General features: G+C 71.2%; 14 protein-coding genes. 2 read left to right on the top strand and 12 right to left on the bottom strand.

The window, feature by feature from the left end:
• Positions 1–349 precede the first annotated feature (349 nt).
• Positions 350–1573, top strand: coding sequence for a trypsin-like serine peptidase (locus ACLZN2_RS10740; RefSeq protein ID WP_416978142.1), 1224 nt, complete (start codon positions 350–352; stop codon positions 1571–1573).
• Positions 1574–1638: 65 nt separating this feature from the next.
• Here the strand turns inward: ACLZN2_RS10740 and hflX are convergent, their stop codons facing one another.
• From hflX to miaA, 6 genes are all read right to left on the bottom strand, one after another.
• Entirely contained in the window at positions 1639–3132 is a 1494-nt protein-coding gene (gene hflX / locus ACLZN2_RS10735; RefSeq protein WP_416978141.1) for a GTPase HflX, read from the bottom strand.
• A gap of 163 nt (positions 3133–3295) precedes the next feature.
• Positions 3296–4843, bottom strand: a complete 1548-nt coding sequence (locus ACLZN2_RS10730; protein ID WP_416978140.1) for a M1 family metallopeptidase — start codon at positions 4841–4843, stop codon at positions 3296–3298.
• A 111-nt stretch (positions 4844–4954) separates the two neighbouring features.
• Positions 4955–7135, bottom strand: coding sequence for a RelA/SpoT family protein (locus tag ACLZN2_RS10725; RefSeq protein WP_416978139.1), 2181 nt, complete (start codon positions 7133–7135; stop codon positions 4955–4957).
• 298 nt (positions 7136–7433) lie between these two features.
• Complete coding sequence (gene dapF, locus ACLZN2_RS10720) at positions 7434–8303, bottom strand: diaminopimelate epimerase (protein WP_416978138.1); 870 nt, start codon at positions 8301–8303, stop codon at positions 7434–7436.
• Positions 8304–8390: 87 nt separating this feature from the next.
• Positions 8391–8912 (bottom strand): hypothetical protein, encoded by a 522-nt coding sequence (locus ACLZN2_RS10715; protein WP_416978256.1) that lies wholly within the window; start codon positions 8910–8912, stop codon positions 8391–8393.
• 108 nt (positions 8913–9020) lie between these two features.
• Complete coding sequence (gene miaA / locus ACLZN2_RS10710; protein WP_416978137.1) at positions 9021–9959, bottom strand: tRNA (adenosine(37)-N6)-dimethylallyltransferase MiaA; 939 nt, start codon at positions 9957–9959, stop codon at positions 9021–9023.
• Positions 9960–10106: 147 nt separating this feature from the next.
• Here miaA and ACLZN2_RS10705 point away from each other — a divergent pair, with 147 nt between their 5' ends.
• Positions 10107–10379 carry an antitoxin gene (locus ACLZN2_RS10705; protein WP_416978136.1) on the top strand — a complete coding sequence of 91 codons (273 nt, stop codon included), beginning with the start codon at positions 10107–10109 and terminating at the stop codon, positions 10377–10379.
• A 39-nt stretch (positions 10380–10418) separates the two neighbouring features.
• Here ACLZN2_RS10705 and ACLZN2_RS10700 read toward each other — a convergent pair whose 3' ends face one another.
• From ACLZN2_RS10700 to rutA, 6 genes are all read right to left on the bottom strand, one after another.
• Entirely contained in the window at positions 10419–11135 is a 717-nt protein-coding gene (locus tag ACLZN2_RS10700) for a class III extradiol dioxygenase subunit B-like domain-containing protein (protein WP_416978135.1), read from the bottom strand.
• A 57-nt stretch (positions 11136–11192) separates the two neighbouring features.
• Positions 11193–12722 carry a tRNA (N6-isopentenyl adenosine(37)-C2)-methylthiotransferase MiaB gene (miaB, locus tag ACLZN2_RS10695; RefSeq protein ID WP_416978134.1) on the bottom strand — a complete coding sequence of 510 codons (1530 nt, stop codon included), beginning with the start codon at positions 12720–12722 and terminating at the stop codon, positions 11193–11195.
• 124 nt (positions 12723–12846) lie between these two features.
• Positions 12847–13107, bottom strand: a complete 261-nt coding sequence (locus ACLZN2_RS10690) for a hypothetical protein (RefSeq protein ID WP_416978133.1) — start codon at positions 13105–13107, stop codon at positions 12847–12849.
• Positions 13104–13484, bottom strand: a complete 381-nt coding sequence (locus ACLZN2_RS10685; protein WP_416978132.1) for a VOC family protein — start codon at positions 13482–13484, stop codon at positions 13104–13106. Before ACLZN2_RS10685 ends, ACLZN2_RS10690 begins: the two co-directional genes overlap by 4 nt.
• 86 nt (positions 13485–13570) lie before the next feature.
• On the bottom strand, positions 13571–14362 hold the full coding sequence (locus ACLZN2_RS10680) for a PP2C family protein-serine/threonine phosphatase (RefSeq protein WP_416978131.1): 792 nt from the start codon (positions 14360–14362) through the stop codon (positions 13571–13573).
• A gap of 122 nt (positions 14363–14484) precedes the next feature.
• Positions 14485–15567 carry a pyrimidine utilization protein A gene (rutA, locus tag ACLZN2_RS10675; RefSeq protein ID WP_416978130.1) on the bottom strand — a complete coding sequence of 361 codons (1083 nt, stop codon included), beginning with the start codon at positions 15565–15567 and terminating at the stop codon, positions 14485–14487.
• Positions 15568–15576 lie beyond the last annotated feature (9 nt).

Below are 15576 nucleotides of genomic sequence, written 5' to 3'. Positions count from 1 at the left end.
TCCCGGTGGGCGATGTTCCGGTGGATCGCCCCGGAGCGATCTCCTCGGGCACTGGCTCGGCCACGGCCACGCTCCCTGTCCTGCCGCAGTTCAGGGGGCCGAGGGCGGGCAGCGGTCCCCCACCGCTACCAACCCTGGACGGCTGTCCTGGTTACGGGTTGCCTCAAGATCCTTGCGGTGACGGAACCGTTGCCCTGCTGTCGGAAGTCCCCCACAGCGAACGCTTATCGTGTGGGGGCATTGCACAGGGCCGCGAGACCCGGCTGAACTCGGCGTGAGATCGCGGTGAGTTCGGCTCCATGGGAGCGGCAACAGCTTCAAGTTCGTTGACAGCAGGGGGAGTCAGACCATGCGATCGATACGGCCGTCGTTCACCGCTCGCCGGGAGAGGAACGCACGCAGCAGAACCTCCCCCGTGCTCGGTGCCGTCGCCCTCGCCTCGGTGCTCGCGCTCACCGCGACCGCCTGCGACTCGGGCGACACCACCGCGGACGGCCGGGCCAGTGCTTCGGCCACGGCGGGCGGTGACGGAAAGATCACGATCCCGGACGACATCAAGGACCGGCTCAAGGAGCACGGGATCGATCTGGACAAGTGGAAGAACGGCGCGTGGAAGAACTGGGACAAGGACGACTGGCTGCGTGAGGCCCAGGACTACGTCAACCCGATCATCAAGGGCCTGTGGGACCCGGACCGGATGCGGGAGGCGGAGGACCCGGACCGCAGTGTCGACGACAACGACCTCTCCGGCGACCAGGGGGTGACCGACCCGACGCCCGAGCCCGTGGACGCGAAGGCCGTGCCGACGACGTACCACGCCAACGCCCCCGAGGCGGGCAAGGTGTTCTTCGACTCCCCCGAGGGCACGATGGTCTGCTCGGCGACGGTCGTGGAGGACCCGGCGCACCCGGGGAAGTCCAACCTGGTGTGGACGGCGGGCCACTGTGTGCACGCGGGCAAGAAGGGCGGCTGGTACCGCAACATCGCGTTCGTGCCGTCGTACAACGACAAGGGGCTGTCCGCCGAGCGGTTGCAGACGGCCACCAAGGAGGAGGCCGCTCCCTACGGTGTGTGGTGGGGCGACTGGGTGAAGACCTCGGACCAGTGGATCGCGCAGGGCGGGGAGACGGGCGGTGACGGCGCACCGTACGACTTCGCCGTCATCCATGTGACGCCGGAGGCGGGCGGTTCCGGCAAGTCGCTGGAGGAGACGGTCGGTTCGGCGCTGCCGGTGGACTTCAACGCTCCTGCCGTGCCGAAGGTGGACAGCATCACCGCGACGGGCTATCCGGCCGCGGCGCCCTTCGACGGGCAGAGGCTCTACCAGTGCCAGGACAAGCCTGGGCGGCTGTCGTTCAGTGAGTCGGACCCGACGATGTACCGGATCGGCTGCACGATGACCGGTGGTTCGTCCGGCGGCGGCTGGGTGGCGACGGGATCGAACGGGAAGCTGGCGCTGGTCTCCAACACCTCGGTCGGCCCGGCGCGTTCGGGGTGGCTCGCGGGTCCGCGACTGGGTGAGGTGGCCAAAGGGGTGTACGACTCGGTGAGCGAGAAGTTCGCCGGTCGGTAGGCACCGTGAACATGGCGAAGGCCCGCCCCCTCCGTGAGTGGAGGGGGCGGGCCTTCGTCCGTCGGTCAGGCGAGGCGTGCCGGGACGTACGGTGCGAGGTCCGCGGCCAGTTCCTCGTGCACACGCACCTTGAGGAGCGTGCCCTCCGCCGTGTGCTCCTCGGAGATCACCTCACCCTCGGTGTGGGCGCGGGCGACCAGCTTGCCGTGGGTGTACGGCACGAGCGCCTCGATCTCGACCGAGGGCCGCGGCAGCTCGCTGTCGATGAGCGCCAGCAGTTCCTGGATCCCCTGGCCCGTACGGGCCGAGACGGCGATGGAGCGCTTCTCGATCCGCATCAGCCGCTGGAGGGTCAGCGGATCGGCCGCGTCCGCCTTGTTGATCACGACGATCTCGGGCACCCCGGTGGCGCCGACATCCCGGACCACCTCGCGCACGGCGGCCAGCTGCTCCTCCGGGTTGGGGTGCGAGCCGTCCACCACGTGCAGGATCAGGTCGGACTCGCCGACCTCCTCCATGGTGGAGCGGAACGCCTCGACCAGGTGGTGCGGCAGGTGTCGTACAAAGCCGACCGTGTCCGCCAGCGTGTACAGGCGGCCGCTCGGGGTCTCGGCCCGGCGCACGGTCGGGTCGAGGGTCGCGAACAGCGCGTTCTCGACGAGGACGCCCGCGCCGGTGAGACGGTTGAGCAGGGAGGACTTGCCGGCGTTGGTGTAGCCCGCGATGGCGACGGACGGCACCTTGTGGCGCTTGCGCTCCTGGCGCTTGATCTCGCGGCCGGTCTTCATCTCCGCGATCTCCCGGCGCATCTTCGCCATCTTCTCGCGGATCCGTCGCCGGTCCGTCTCGATCTTGGTCTCACCGGGACCACGGGTGGCGAGGCCGCCGCCCTTGCCGCCGCCCATCTGACGGGACAGCGACTGACCCCAGCCGCGCAGTCGCGGCAGCATGTACTGCATCTGCGCAAGCGCGACCTGCGCCTTGCCCTCTCGGGACTTGGCGTGCTGGGCGAAGATGTCGAGGATCAGGGCCGTGCGGTCGATGACCTTGACCTTGACGACGTCTTCCAGGGCGATGAGCTGGCCCGGGCTGAGCTCACCGTCACAGATAACGGTGTCGGCACCGGACTCGACGACGATGTCGCGCAGCTCCATGGCCTTGCCGGAACCGATGAAGGTGGCCGCGTCGGGCTTGTCGCGGCGCTGGATCACGCCGTCGAGCACGAGCGCGCCGGCGGTCTCCGCGAGGGCGGCGAGCTCGGCGAGGGAGTTCTCCGCGTCCTGCACGGTCCCCGAGGTCCAGACGCCGACGAGGACGACCCGCTCCAGGCGGAGCTGGCGGTACTCGACCTCGGTGACGTCCTCGAGTTCGGTGGAGAGGCCGGCGACGCGGCGCAGGGCCGCGCGCTCGGAGCGGTCGAACTGGTCGCCGTCCCGCTCTCCGTCGATCCCGTGGCTCCAGGCGACGTCCTCTTCCATCAGGGCATCGGCCCGAAGACCCTCGGGGTAGGAGTGCGCGAAGCGCTTGGTGTCCTGGGAAGAGGAAGAAGAGGAGGTCATTGGGTCCTTACGTCGTGGGGATACCGATTTCGGCGGAGTTCACCGTCCATAGTGCACAACGCACGAGCACCCCGGGAGATTCCCGCGCCTCGTGCCCCGTGCCTCGCCGACCTGACGATGGTCGCACGGGACGCCTCGTGTCGTCACGGCCTTATTCCGTGGCCTACGAGGTCTTCGGGGTCTTCGGGGCCCGTGAGGCCTTCGTCCCCTTCTCCGTCGCCGCCGCGGGCTTCCAGTCCGGGTGGCCGGGCATCGGCGGGGTCTTCTCCCCGTACAGCCAGGCCTGGAAGAAGTCACCGAGACCGCGTCCGGAGACCTCCTCGGCGAGCTTCCGGAAGTCCGCCGTGGTGGCGGTGGAGTCCTTGTGGTCGCGCACCCAGTCCCGCTCGACCTGCTCGAACGCCTTCTCGCCGATCTCCTGGCGCAGGGCGTACAGGGCGAGGGCGGCGCCGTCGTACACGTTCGGGCGGAAGATGCTGATCTTCTCGCCGGGGTCGGGCGCCTTGGGGAGCGCGGGCGGTCCGCCGGCGGCGCGCCACCGGTCGGACGCGCCGTACGCCGTCTTCATGCGCTTCTCCAGAGTGGGGCCGCCCTTGTCCTGGGCGTAGAGGGCCTCGTACCAGGTGGCGTGTCCCTCGTTGAGCCAGAGGTCGGACCAGGTGCGTGGGCTGACGCTGTCGCCGAACCACTGGTGGGACAGCTCGTGCACCATGATCGACTCGAGGTACCACTTGGGGTAGCCGGGCTTGGTGAAGAGGTCCTTCTCGAAGAGGGACAGGGTCTGTGTCTCGAGTTCGAAGCCGGTGTCGGCCTCGGCCACGAGTACGCCGTAGGTCTCGAAGGGGTAGGGACCGACCTTGTTCTCCATCCAGGCGATCTGGTCGGGGGTCGCCTTCAGCCATGGTTCGAGGGCCGCGCGGTCCTTCGTGGGCACCACGTCCCGCACGGGCAGTCCGTGCGGTCCGTCGCGGTGCAGGACGGTGGAGCGGCCGATGGACACCTGGGCGAGCTCGGTGGCCATGGGGTGCTGGGTGCGGTACGTCCAGGTGGTCGTCCCGCCGGCCCGGTCGGCTCCGGCCGGCAGCCCGTTGGCGACGGCCGTGTAGTCGTCGGGGGCGGTGATCCGGATGGTGAACATCGCCTTGTCGGACGGGTGGTCGTTGCACGGGAACACCAGGTGGGCGACGTCGGCCTGGTTGGCCATGGCGAGGCCGTCGGCGGTGCGTACCCAGCCGCCGTCACGGTCGCCGGCGCTCGCCGGATCGCTGGTGTGGCGCACGGTGACGCGCGTCCGGCTGCCCGGCGCCAGCGGGGCCGTGGGGGTGACCACCAGATCGTCGCCGGCGCTCTCGAACGTGGCGGGCCTGCCGTCGACCTCGACCGAGTCGACCTTGCCGTGCGCGAAGTCGAGGTTGATCCTCTCCAGGGCCGTCGTGGTCCAGGCGTCGATGGTGGTGACCGCCTGGAGCGGCTTGCTGTTGGAGCCGGAGTACGTGAAGGAGAGGTCGTACGCCGCCACGTCGTAGCCGGGGTTGCCCAGGTACGGGAAGAGGCGGTCGCCGACGCCGAGCGGTGCCGCCGGGGCGCTCGCGGCGACGAGACAGACGGATACGGCCGAGGCGAGCAGCGCGGACTTCAGCCGACGGGAGGCGGCGGTACGGCGGTGGGGGGCCCGGGGGCACAGGGTCGAGAAGCGGGGGGTGAGCAGCATGCACCACCGCTACCAGCGCTCACCTGCCGTACTGCGGCGACGCGCGCCCGGCCCACCCGAACGGGTTGCTCACGCGCGCGTGCGTGTGAGCCGTGCGGGCCCGGCCAAGGCTCAGTAGGCCGATGCGTGCTGGGCCCGGCTGACGTCGTAGACCCCGGGTACGTTCCGCATGGCGCGCATCAGGGTGGGCAGATGGGCCGCGTCGGGGAGTTGGAGCGTGTACGTGTGGCGTACGCGCTGCTGGCTCGGGGGTTCGACGGTCGCGGAGACGATCTCGGCGCCCTCCAGTGCCATCGCCTCGGTGAGGTCGGCGAGCAGATGGGGACGGCCGAACGATTCGGCGACCAGGGTGACCCGGCATTCGGTGGTGTCGCCCCAGCGCACGTCGACGGCCGCACGCCCCGCGTCCTCCATGCGCGCCACCGCGGCGCACTCCACCCGGTGCACGGTCACGACTCCCCCGCGCACGGCGAAACCGGTGACCTCGTCGGCCGGTACGGGGGTACAGCACCCGGCGAGGCGTACGCCGGCGTCGGGCCGGCCGACGACCGTGATCGCGGTGTCGGGCCGGGACAGGGGGGTGTCGGCGGCCGGGATGTCCGCCACCGTCCTCGCCGGGTCGGCGGCCTCCTCGGGCTCGGCCGGGGCCGGATGCGTCGCCAGCCAGCGCTGGATGGCGATCCGTGCGGCGGGGGTGTGGGCGTGCTCCAGCCATTCCCTGGAGGGCTCGGAGGCCGGGTCCTGGCCCATGAGGAGCTGGACGGTGTCGCCGTCCCGAAGAACGGTGCTCAGGGTCGCCAGCCGGCCGTTCACGCGGGCGCCGATACAGGCGTGAGCGTCCTCGCCGTACTGCGCGTAGGCGGCGTCGACGCACGTGGCGCCCTCGGGGAGGCCGAGGGTGCCGCCGTCGGGGCGGAAGACGGTGATCTCGCGGTCCTGGGCGAGGTCCTCGCGCAGGGTGGACCAGAAGGTGTCGGTGTCGGGCGCGGCCTCCTGCCAGGCGAGGAGGCGGGAGAGCCAGCCGGGCCGGGTCGGGTCGACCCGCTCCCCATCGCCCCGCTCCCCGTCGGTGCGCTCCCCGTCTGGCCCGTCCCCGTCGGCCGACGTGCCCTCGCGGGTCTGCTCCTCCTGCGGACCGACGTAGGGGTTGCCGAGGGCGACGACTCCGGCCTCGGCGACCTTGTGCATCTGGTGGGTGCGGATGAGGACTTCGGCGACCTGGCCGTCCTCGCGGGCGACGGCGGTGTGCAGCGACTGGTACAGGTTGAACTTGGGAACGGCGATGAAGTCCTTGAACTCCGAGACGACCGGCGTCATGCAGGTGTGGAGTTCACCGAGGACGGCGTAACAGTCCGCGTCCTCGCTGACGAGCACCAGCAGCCGGCCGAAGTCGCAGCCACGCAGCTCGCCGCGTTTGCGCGAGACACGGTGAACGGAGACGAAATGCCGGGGCCGGATGAGGACTTCGGCCTGGAGGCCGGCCTCGCGCAGGACCGCGCGCATCGCGTCGGCGAACTCCGCGAGGGGGTCGTCCGCGCGGGAGGCGTTGTCGACGATCAGCTCGCGGGTGTGCTCGTACTCCTCGGGGTGCAGGATCGCGAAGACGAGGTCTTCCAGCTCGGTCTTGAGGGCCTGTACGCCGAGGCGTTCGGCGAGCGGGATGAGGAAGTCCCGGGTGATCTTGGCGATGCGCTCCTGTTTCTCGGGGCGCATCACGCCGAGGGTGCGCATGTTGTGCAGCCGGTCGGCGAGTTTGATCGACATCACGCGGACGTCGTTGCCGGTGGCGACGAGCATCTTGCGGAAGGTCTCGGGTTCGGCGGCGGCGCCGTAGTCGACCTTCTCCAACTTGGTGACACCGTCGACGAGATAGCGCACCTCCTCGCCGAACTGCTCGCCCACCTGGTCGAGTGTCACATCGGTGTCCTCGACGGTGTCGTGGAGCAGAGAGGCCGTCAAGGTCGTGGTCTCGGCGCCGAGTTCGGCGAGGATCAGCGTCACGGCGAGCGGGTGCGTGATGTACGGCTCGCCGCTTTTGCGCATCTGGCCGCGGTGCGAGGACTCGGCGAGCACATAGGCGCGGCGGAGGGGTTCGAGGTCGGCGTCGGGGTGGTGGGCGCGGTGGGCCTCGACGACATGGCCGATCGCGTCGGGCAGCCGGCCTCGGGAGGGGCTGCCGAGCAGGGCCGCCCGGCCCAGGCGGCGCAGGTCGATCCGGGGCAGGCTGCGCCTGCGGGGCGTGGCCGGCGCGACCGGGCCCGGCGTCGCTGGGTTCGTGGCCTCCGCACTCATGGGCACCTCCGGCTGCGTGGACCGGCGGACGGGGTGTCCCAGGGCGGACACGGCTCAGGGGACTGGCAAAGGTCCCCCGTCCGGGCCGGTGCTTGATGCTACCGAGCCCATCACGTGCGACTGACCGCCTCTCGCCGAGCGTGAAACGGATCACCCATTCGAGCGACGATTTGGGGGTTTACGGTTTTGCGCCAACAGAACCGGGCCTGGCTGCCATTTCGAACCTCTGACCATGCCTCAGGTGTGCGGTCGCACGTTCCGCAACCGCGCAGACCTGCGATACGAAGCCGCCGTGGCGTCAGCGGGCGGCGCTTTCCAGCCACTCGGGTTCGATCTCGCCTGTGGCGACGATCACTGCGGGTCCGGTCATCTCGATCCCGCCGTCGGGCCGCTCGGTGATGACCAGACGCCCGCCGGGGACGTCCACGGTGTACGTGGCCGGGGCCCCGGTGACGGCCGGGTCGACGCCGTCCCTGCGGGCGGTGGCCACGGCGACGGCGCACGCGCCCGTGCCGCAGGAACGGGTCTCGCCGGAGCCGCGCTCGTGCACACGCAGGGCGACGTGGCCGGGGCCGCGGTCGACGACGAACTCGACGTTGACCCCGTCCGGGTAGGCGGAGGCGGGGCTGAAGGGCGGCGGGCTGTACAGGTCGCCGGCGTGCGCGAGGTCCTCGACGAAGGCGACGGCGTGCGGGTTGCCCATGTTCACGTTCCGCGCGGGCCAGCTGCGCTCGCCGACGCTCACGGTGACCTCGCCCTCGGGGAGGCGCGCGCTGCCCATGCCGATGGTGATGTCGCCGTCCTTGGCGATGTGCGCGCTCTTGACCCCCGCGCGCGTGGCGAAGGCGATGTCACCCTCGGCGACGAGTCCCGCGTGCTGGAGGTAGCGCGCGAACACACGCGCGCCGTTGCCGCACATCTCCGCGATCGAGCCGTCTCCGTTGCGGTAGTCCATGAACCACTCGGCCTCAGCCGCCATGTCCTGCGCCTCGGGGTGCGCGGCGGACCGCACGACGTGCAGCAGCCCGTCGCCGCCGATGCCCGCGCGCCGGTCGCACAGGGCGGCGACGGCGCTCGGGGGGAGGTCGATGACGTTCTCCGGGTCCGGGACGATCACGAAGTCGTTCTCGGTCCCGTGCCCCTTGAGGAAGGCGATCCGCGTGCTCATTCCTCGATCGTACGGCGTGGGTACGACACACCTCGCGCGCGTTCCCGAAGCTCAGCGCATCCCGCGTACGCGCGCGTACCCGAGGCGTCAGCGCAGTCGGGCCACGCGCCAGACGGCGAGGACCGCCACCACGGCGACCAGGACGACGTACGCCAGGACGACCCGCCAGTCGGGGCGGCGGCCGGAGCCGCGCGCGGGGAGGCCGGGCCACGTGTAACCAACGCGACGCGCGGCCATCATGCCCCAGCCGGCCGCGCAGGAGCAGATCAGCAGCCCCAGCATGGCGATCACGGCCCCGCTGTCGCCGAAGTCGAAGGCGAGGGGGAACGCGAACATCAGGGAGCCGGTGGCGGAGAGGGCGACGATGGGAGCGAGCTGCCAGATCCGCAGCCGGCGCTGCGGGCGCAGCTCGACCTCGACCTCGGGCCCGCTCGCGAACATCTCCTCGGGCTCGGGACCGTCGTCGGTCACCCCGCCGCCCTGGGTGTCGTCCACGACGTCCGGGTCCACCACGTCGGGCAGGGCGCGCCCCACCTCGGGCTCCGGTTCCCCACGCTCGGGGGTGAGGCCCTCGGTGCCTTGTGCGGTGTCACGAGGGCCGGCCTCCATCGCCACGCGCCCTCCCAACTCGGACTCCACTTGGTCGATCGAAGCTCGATGATGGCACGGCACCGGAGGCACGGAAGACGGCCTGGGCGTCCCGATGCCATGACGTGATCAGGCTGTAACCGGTCGTTCCACCAACGCCAGCGCGAGCTCCGGAAGTTCTGTGAGATCCGCCGCAGCCCCACTCAACCAGTGCACCCGCGGATCGCGCCTGAACCACGAATCCTGACGGCGCGCGAAGCGCTTGGTGGCACGCACGGTCTCGGCCCGCGCCTCCGCATCCGTGCACTCACCGGCCAGGGCGGCGAGGACCTGCTGGTAGCCGAGCGCGCGCGCCGCCGTACGCCCCTCGCGCAAGCCTTGCGCCTCCAGTGCGCGGACCTCCTCCACGAGCCCGGCGTCCCACATGCGGTCGACCCGGCGGGCGATGCGCTCGTCGAGCTCGGGGCGCGCCACGTCGACCCCGATCTGGACGGTGTCGTAGACCGAGTCGTGGCCCGGCAGGTTGGCCGTGAAGGGCCGGCCGGTGATCTCGATGACCTCCAGGGCGCGGACGATACGGCGGCCGTTGCTGGGCAGGATCGCGTGGGCCGCCTCGGGGTCGGCGGCGGCCAGCCGGGCGTGCAGCGCGCCGGAGCCGCGCAGGGTGAGCTCCTCCTCCAGACGGGCGCGGACCGCGGGGTCGGTGCCGGGGAACTCCAGGTTGTCGACGGCGCCGCGGACGTACAGCCCGGAGCCGCCGACGAGAATCGGCCAGCGCCCCTCGGCGAGCAGTGCGTCGATCCGGGCCCGCGCCAGCTTCTGGTACTCGGCCACGGAGGCGGTGACGGTGACGTCCCAGATGTCCAGGAGGTGGTGCGGGACCCCGGCGCGTTCCTCGGGTGTCAGCTTGGCGGTGCCGATGTCCATCCCTCGGTACAGCTGCATGGAGTCGGCGTTGACGACCTCGCCGCCGAGCCGTTGGGCCAGGAAGACGCCCAGATCGGACTTTCCGGCGGCGGTCGGTCCGACGACGGCGATGACGCGGGGAGTGGGGGCTGCGCTGCTCACCGCACCAGTCTCCCAAACCTCGGGGACCGCCCTCGAACGAGTTACGACGGGGCGGGATTTCCCCCGCACGAGTACCGTATGGAGATGATATGGGCGTTTTAGCCCAAGGGTGCCAGCACATGACGAACCGGCGAGGGAAGGTGGCCCATGGGTCTCCTGCACAATCTGAAGGCCAGGCTGGCCCCGGCCAAGGGCAAGGTCTCGCACCTCGCCCACGAGCACGGGCACAAGGTCACACACGGTCTCGACAAGGCGGCGAAGGTCGTCGACGAGAAGACCAAGGGCAAGTACTCCGACAGGATCCACACGGGCACCGACAAGGCCAAGGGAGCCATGGACCGGCTCGCGCACAAGGACGAGCCCCCGGCGGGCGGCGGCGACACGTTCACGCCACCGCGCACCCCGCCGCCGGCCTCCTGACCTGCCTCGCACCGGCGCGCGGCGTGAAACCTACGGCGGCTAGGACCAGGTCGCGACCATGTACCCCACACCGTACGGCGCGTCCTCGTACAGCAGCGCGCCGCTGAGCCCGGCGTCCTCGGCGGCACCCGCGAGCACCTGCCAGGAGGTTCGGCCCGCGGCCTTCAGCTCGCGCGCCAGCGCGGCGTCGAGTGCCTTGATCGCCTCCACGTCCGCCGCGCCCAGCGCCCGGGCGACCTCCGCGTCGAAGGGCGCGGCGCGCTCGTCGAGGTAGCCGGGCGCCTTCAGGGTCCGGCAGGCACTCGCGTCGCCCATGGCGAGCAGCGCGACGCGTCCCGCCCGCGCGCCGAGCTCCCTGCCGGCCTCGACGCACCGCTCGACCGGAAGCGCTTCCCCGACCCCGAGCCCCTCGACGGGTGCGGCCGACCAGCCTGTCCGTTCCAGCAGCCAGGCGGCGACGGCGAGCGAGGCCGGCAGCTCGCGCGCGGACGGGGCATCCACGCCGGCCCGGCCCAGCCGTACGGTCACGTCCACGCCGAAGCCGCGGAACGAGCCGCGCGCGCCCTCCGGGTGCGGCCCGCGCCCGGCCTTGTCGGCGGGCCCGACGACGAAGAGCCGGTCCGGCCGCGCGGCCGCCAGCACGGCCAGCGCGTCGGAACAGGCGGCACGCGCCTCGTCCAGTTCGGGCGCGGCACCCGCGGCGACCTCGGGCACGAGCAGAGGCGGACAGGGGCAGACGGCGGCGGCGACAAGCATGCTCGGCAGCGTAACCCCGGACGACACCGGAGCAACTCGGCATCCGGGCCGTCGAGGTCAGTCGCAGCCGCAGCCGCTCCCCGTCGCCACGGGCAGCGGGGCCGGGGCGCCGATCTTGGGGAGGCCCAGCATCACTCCGGCCGGCTCGGCGGTCTTCTCGGCGGTGCGCTTCTCCCAGGCGTCCCCCGCGCGCGTGCGGCGCACGTCGAGGACGGCGCCCTCGGCGAGGAGGTGGTGCGGGGCGGCGTAGGTGATCTCGACCGTGACGACGTCGCCGGGACGGACCTCCTGGTCGGGCTTGGTGAAGTGGACCAGGCGGTTGTCGGGGGCGCGGCCGGAGAGGCGGTGGGTGGCGCCGTCCTTGCGGCCCTCGCCCTCGGCGACCATCAGCTCCAGGGTGCGGCCGACCTGCTTCTTGTTCTCCTCCCAGGAGATCTCCTCCTGAAGGGCGACGAGACGCTCGTAGCGCGCCTGGACGACCTCCTTGGGGATCTGGTCCTCCATGGTCGCGGCCGGGGTGCCGGGGCGCTTGGAGTACTGGAAGGTGAATGCCTGCGCGAAGCGCGCCTCACGGACGACGTGCAGGGTCTGCTCGAAGTCCTCCTCGGTCTCGCCGGGGAAGCCCACGATGATGTCGGTGGTGATCGCCGCGTGCGGGATCGAGGCCCGTACCTTCTCGATGATCCCGAGGTAGCGCTCCTGCCGGTAGGAGCGGCGCATGGCCTTCAGGACCGTGTCCGAACCGGACTGGAGCGGCATGTGGAGCTGGGGCATGACGTTCGGGGTCTCCGCCATGGCCGCGATGACGTCGTCGGTGAAGTCGCGGGGGTGGGGGGACGTGAAGCGGACGCGCTCCAGCCCCTCGATCTGCCCGCACGCGCGCAGCAGCTTGCTGAACGCCTCGCGGTCGCCGATGTCGGAGCCGTACGCGTTGACGTTCTGGCCGAGCAGGGTGATCTCGGAGACGCCCTCGCCGACCAGGGCCTCGATCTCGGCGAGGATGTCGCCGGTGCGGCGGTCCTTCTCCTTGCCGCGCAGGGCCGGGACGATGCAGAAGGTGCAGGTGTTGTTGCAGCCGACGGAGATCGACACCCAGGCCGCGTAGGCGCTCTCGCGGCGCGTCGGCAGCGTGGAGGGGAAGGCCTCCAGAGACTCGGCGATCTCGACCTGGGCCTCTTCCTGCACGCGCGCGCGTTCCAGCAGGATCGGCAGCTTGCCGATGTTGTGCGTGCCGAAGACGACGTCCACCCAGGGCGCCTTCTTCACGATGGTGTCGCGGTCCTTCTGCGCGAGGCAGCCGCCGACCGCGATCTGCATGCCGGGGCGGGACGCCTTCCTCGGCGCGAGGCGGCCGAGGTTGCCGTACAGCCGGTTGTCCGCGTTCTCCCGGACCGCGCAGGTGTTGAAGACGACGACGTCCGCGTCCCCGTCGGACCCCTCGGGGGCTCGCACGTATCCGGCCTCTTCGAGCAGCCCGGACAACCGCTCGCTGTCGTGGACGTTCATCTGGCACCCATAGGTGCGGATTTCATAGCTCTTGGGTGCGGGAACGTCCACTGCGAGGCTCCGGTCGCTGCTGCTGGTCATGCCTCAAGGGTAGGTGCTCGCACGAGAGCGCCGCCCCGGCCCTTTTCCCCGCCGCACAGGTCCCGATCCCACCGCCGCTCACGTCTCGATACCACCGCCGCTCACGTCTCGATCCCACCGCCGCTCAGGTCTCGATCACGGCGTCGCAGTCCGGGCAGACCACGGACTCGTGTTCCGGCGGGTACCAGCGTGCTCCCTCGTGCTCCGCGGGCTGCCTGCGCGCCCGCACCATGGCGAAGGTGTCCTTGCCGCACAGGGTGCGGGGCCCGGTCGTACCGGGCGTCCCGGGGGCGGCGGGTGCCGCGTGCACCCGGCGGATGTGCGGTTCCGCGCCACCGGGCGCGGCTGCCGGGTTCTCGACTTCGTAGACGACGATCTCGCTCATGTCCGCGCCGGTTCCTCGATGACGGAGAGCACATTGCCCGCCGGGTCGGTGAACCACGCGATCAGCGGGCCGCCGCCGCGGAAGATGCCCTTGTCGTCTGCCTGGAGATGGTCATAGCGCTCGAAGCTCACGCCCCGGTCGGTCAGCTCGTCCACCGCCGCCTCGATGTCGTCGACGGGGAAGTTGAGGACCGTGTAGGTCGCCGGGGTGTGGTCGGGCTTGGGATAGACCAGGATGTCCCGGTCGCCCGCGATGTGCAGGGTCAGCAGCCCGTTCTCCTCGGACACCCGCAGGCCCAGCGTCTCGGCGTAGAACTTCCTGGCCGCGTCGAGGTCGTCCACCGAGAAGCCGCTGAACGCCTTCGTCGTACCGAACATGATCGCCTCCCTGGCGTGTGTCGTTCCTGATGGTCGGACCCGGAGCCGGCCGCGGACTCGTCGGCCGCCCCGCCCGTCCCGTCGGCTCAGCCCGTCGCCTCACCTCCGTCCGCCTCGCGGGCCACGTCCGTCCCGTCCTCCGCGACGCGCACGACCGCGAGCGTGATGTTGTCGGGGCCGCCCGCGGCGATGGCGGACTTCCACAGTTCGAAGGCGGCACGGGCGTCGTCGTACTCCCGCATCATTTCGTCGAGCAGCTCGTCCGGCACGGGATCGCTGAGGCCGTCGGTGCAGATGAGGTACCGCTCGCCGGGTGTCAGGGGCACGGTCGTCACATGGGGGTGCACCGGGCGGTGGGTGAGGGAGCCGCCCAGGCACTGGGTGACGAGGGAGGTGGTACGCAGGCCCGGCGCGAGCGGAGGGCTGTCGTCCACGCTGACCCGGCGCAGCCCGTCCCGCGAGGCCGCGTAGACCCGGCTGTCGCCCACGTTGAACACCAGCGCCGAGCCGGGCCGTACGACGACTCCGGCGACCGTCGTCCCCATGCCGGCCAGCTCGTTCTCCGGGTCGCCGGCGGCCTCGTACACGGCCCGGTTGCAGGCGCCGAGGGCGTCCCGCACGGCGTCCTCGCCGGTCAGGAGGGCGCCGACGGCCGCGATCCGGCGGGCGACCAGGGCGCTGGCCACGTCGCCGCCGGGATGCCCGCCGAGCCCGTCGGCGACTGCGGCCACGAGGGGCGTGCCCAGCGGGAACACGAGGGTCTGCGGGTTCTCGGTGACGGTGGCGCACAGCGTCCACGGCCCTACGACGAGGCTGTCCTCGTTGCGTTCACGGAGCAGCCCGGGATGGCTGAGCGCGCTGACGGCGACGTAGGGCATGGAGCGTCACCGTCGGCTCCGGTCGCCACTGCCGGTCATGCCGGTCATGACTCCAGCGTAGGCGGCCTGCGGGAGGATTCCACCGCTCGCCCAGATCCTCGGGACCCGCCCCGCCGGGTCGCTCAGGGCGTCCGGACCCGTCCCGCCCGGGAGCGCATCAGTGGCTGGATGCGGGTGCCGAAGTTCTCCAGTCCCTCAAGGAAGTCGTCGAAGACGAGCATGATCCCCTTGGTGCCGGGCACCCCGGCGATCTCGTCGAGCATCCGCGCCACGGTCTCGTACGAGCCGACCAGCGTGCCCATGTTGAAGTTCACCGCGCCCTCGGGCAGCACGATGGTGCGGGCGGTGGAGGACGCGTCGGCGGTGGTGTCGGTGGCCGACTCCCCCGCCATGTACGCCAGCGCCGCGTGGTCGGCGTGGTCGTGGTAGTCCCGCCACTTCGCCTGGGCGGCCTCGTCGGTCTCGTCGGCGATGACCATGAACAGCGACAGCGCCCCGACGTCCCGGCCCGTCTCCCGCACCGCGTCGGCCAGCGCGGCGGTCGTGTCCGCGAACGCGAGCGGGGTGTTGACGCCGCTGCCCAGGACGAAGTTGTAGTCGGCGTGTTCGGCGGCGAACCGCATGCCGGTGCCGCTCTGCCCGGCGGCGACGATGTCGATGTGTCCGTTCGCCGGGCGCGGCGACAGCACGCAGTCGTCCATCTCGTAGAACGCGCCCTTGAAGTTGCTGACGCCCTCGCTCCACAGCTCCTTCATGACGGTGACGTACTCGGCGGCCCGCTCGTACCGGTTGCCGAAGTGCTCGTCGCCGGGCCAGGCGCCCATCTGCGCGTACTCGCCGGGTGCCCAGCCGGTGACGATGTTGACGCCGAACCGGCCGGGGGCGATGGAGTCGACCGTGACCGCCATGCGCGCGACGATGGCGGGCGGCAGGGCGAGGATGGGGGTGGAGGCGTACAGCCTGATCCGCTCCGTCACCGCGGCCAGGCCCGCCATCAGCGTGAACGACTCCAGGCAGTGGTCCCAGAACTCCGTCTCGCCGCCGAAGCCCTTGAGTTTGATCATGGACAGGGCGAAGTCGAGGCCGTGCTCCTCGGCCTTCCGCACGACCGCCTTGTTCAGCTCGAACGTCGGCAGGTACTGGGGGGCGCTCTTCGAGATGAGCCAGCCGTTGTTGCCGATGGGGATGAAGACACCGATGTCCATGGACCACAT

Source organism: Streptomyces sp. T028 (genome assembly GCF_048159505.1).
Taxonomy (GTDB): domain Bacteria; phylum Actinomycetota; class Actinomycetes; order Streptomycetales; family Streptomycetaceae; genus Streptomyces.
This window is presented reverse-complemented; position numbering and strand designations above follow the sequence as displayed.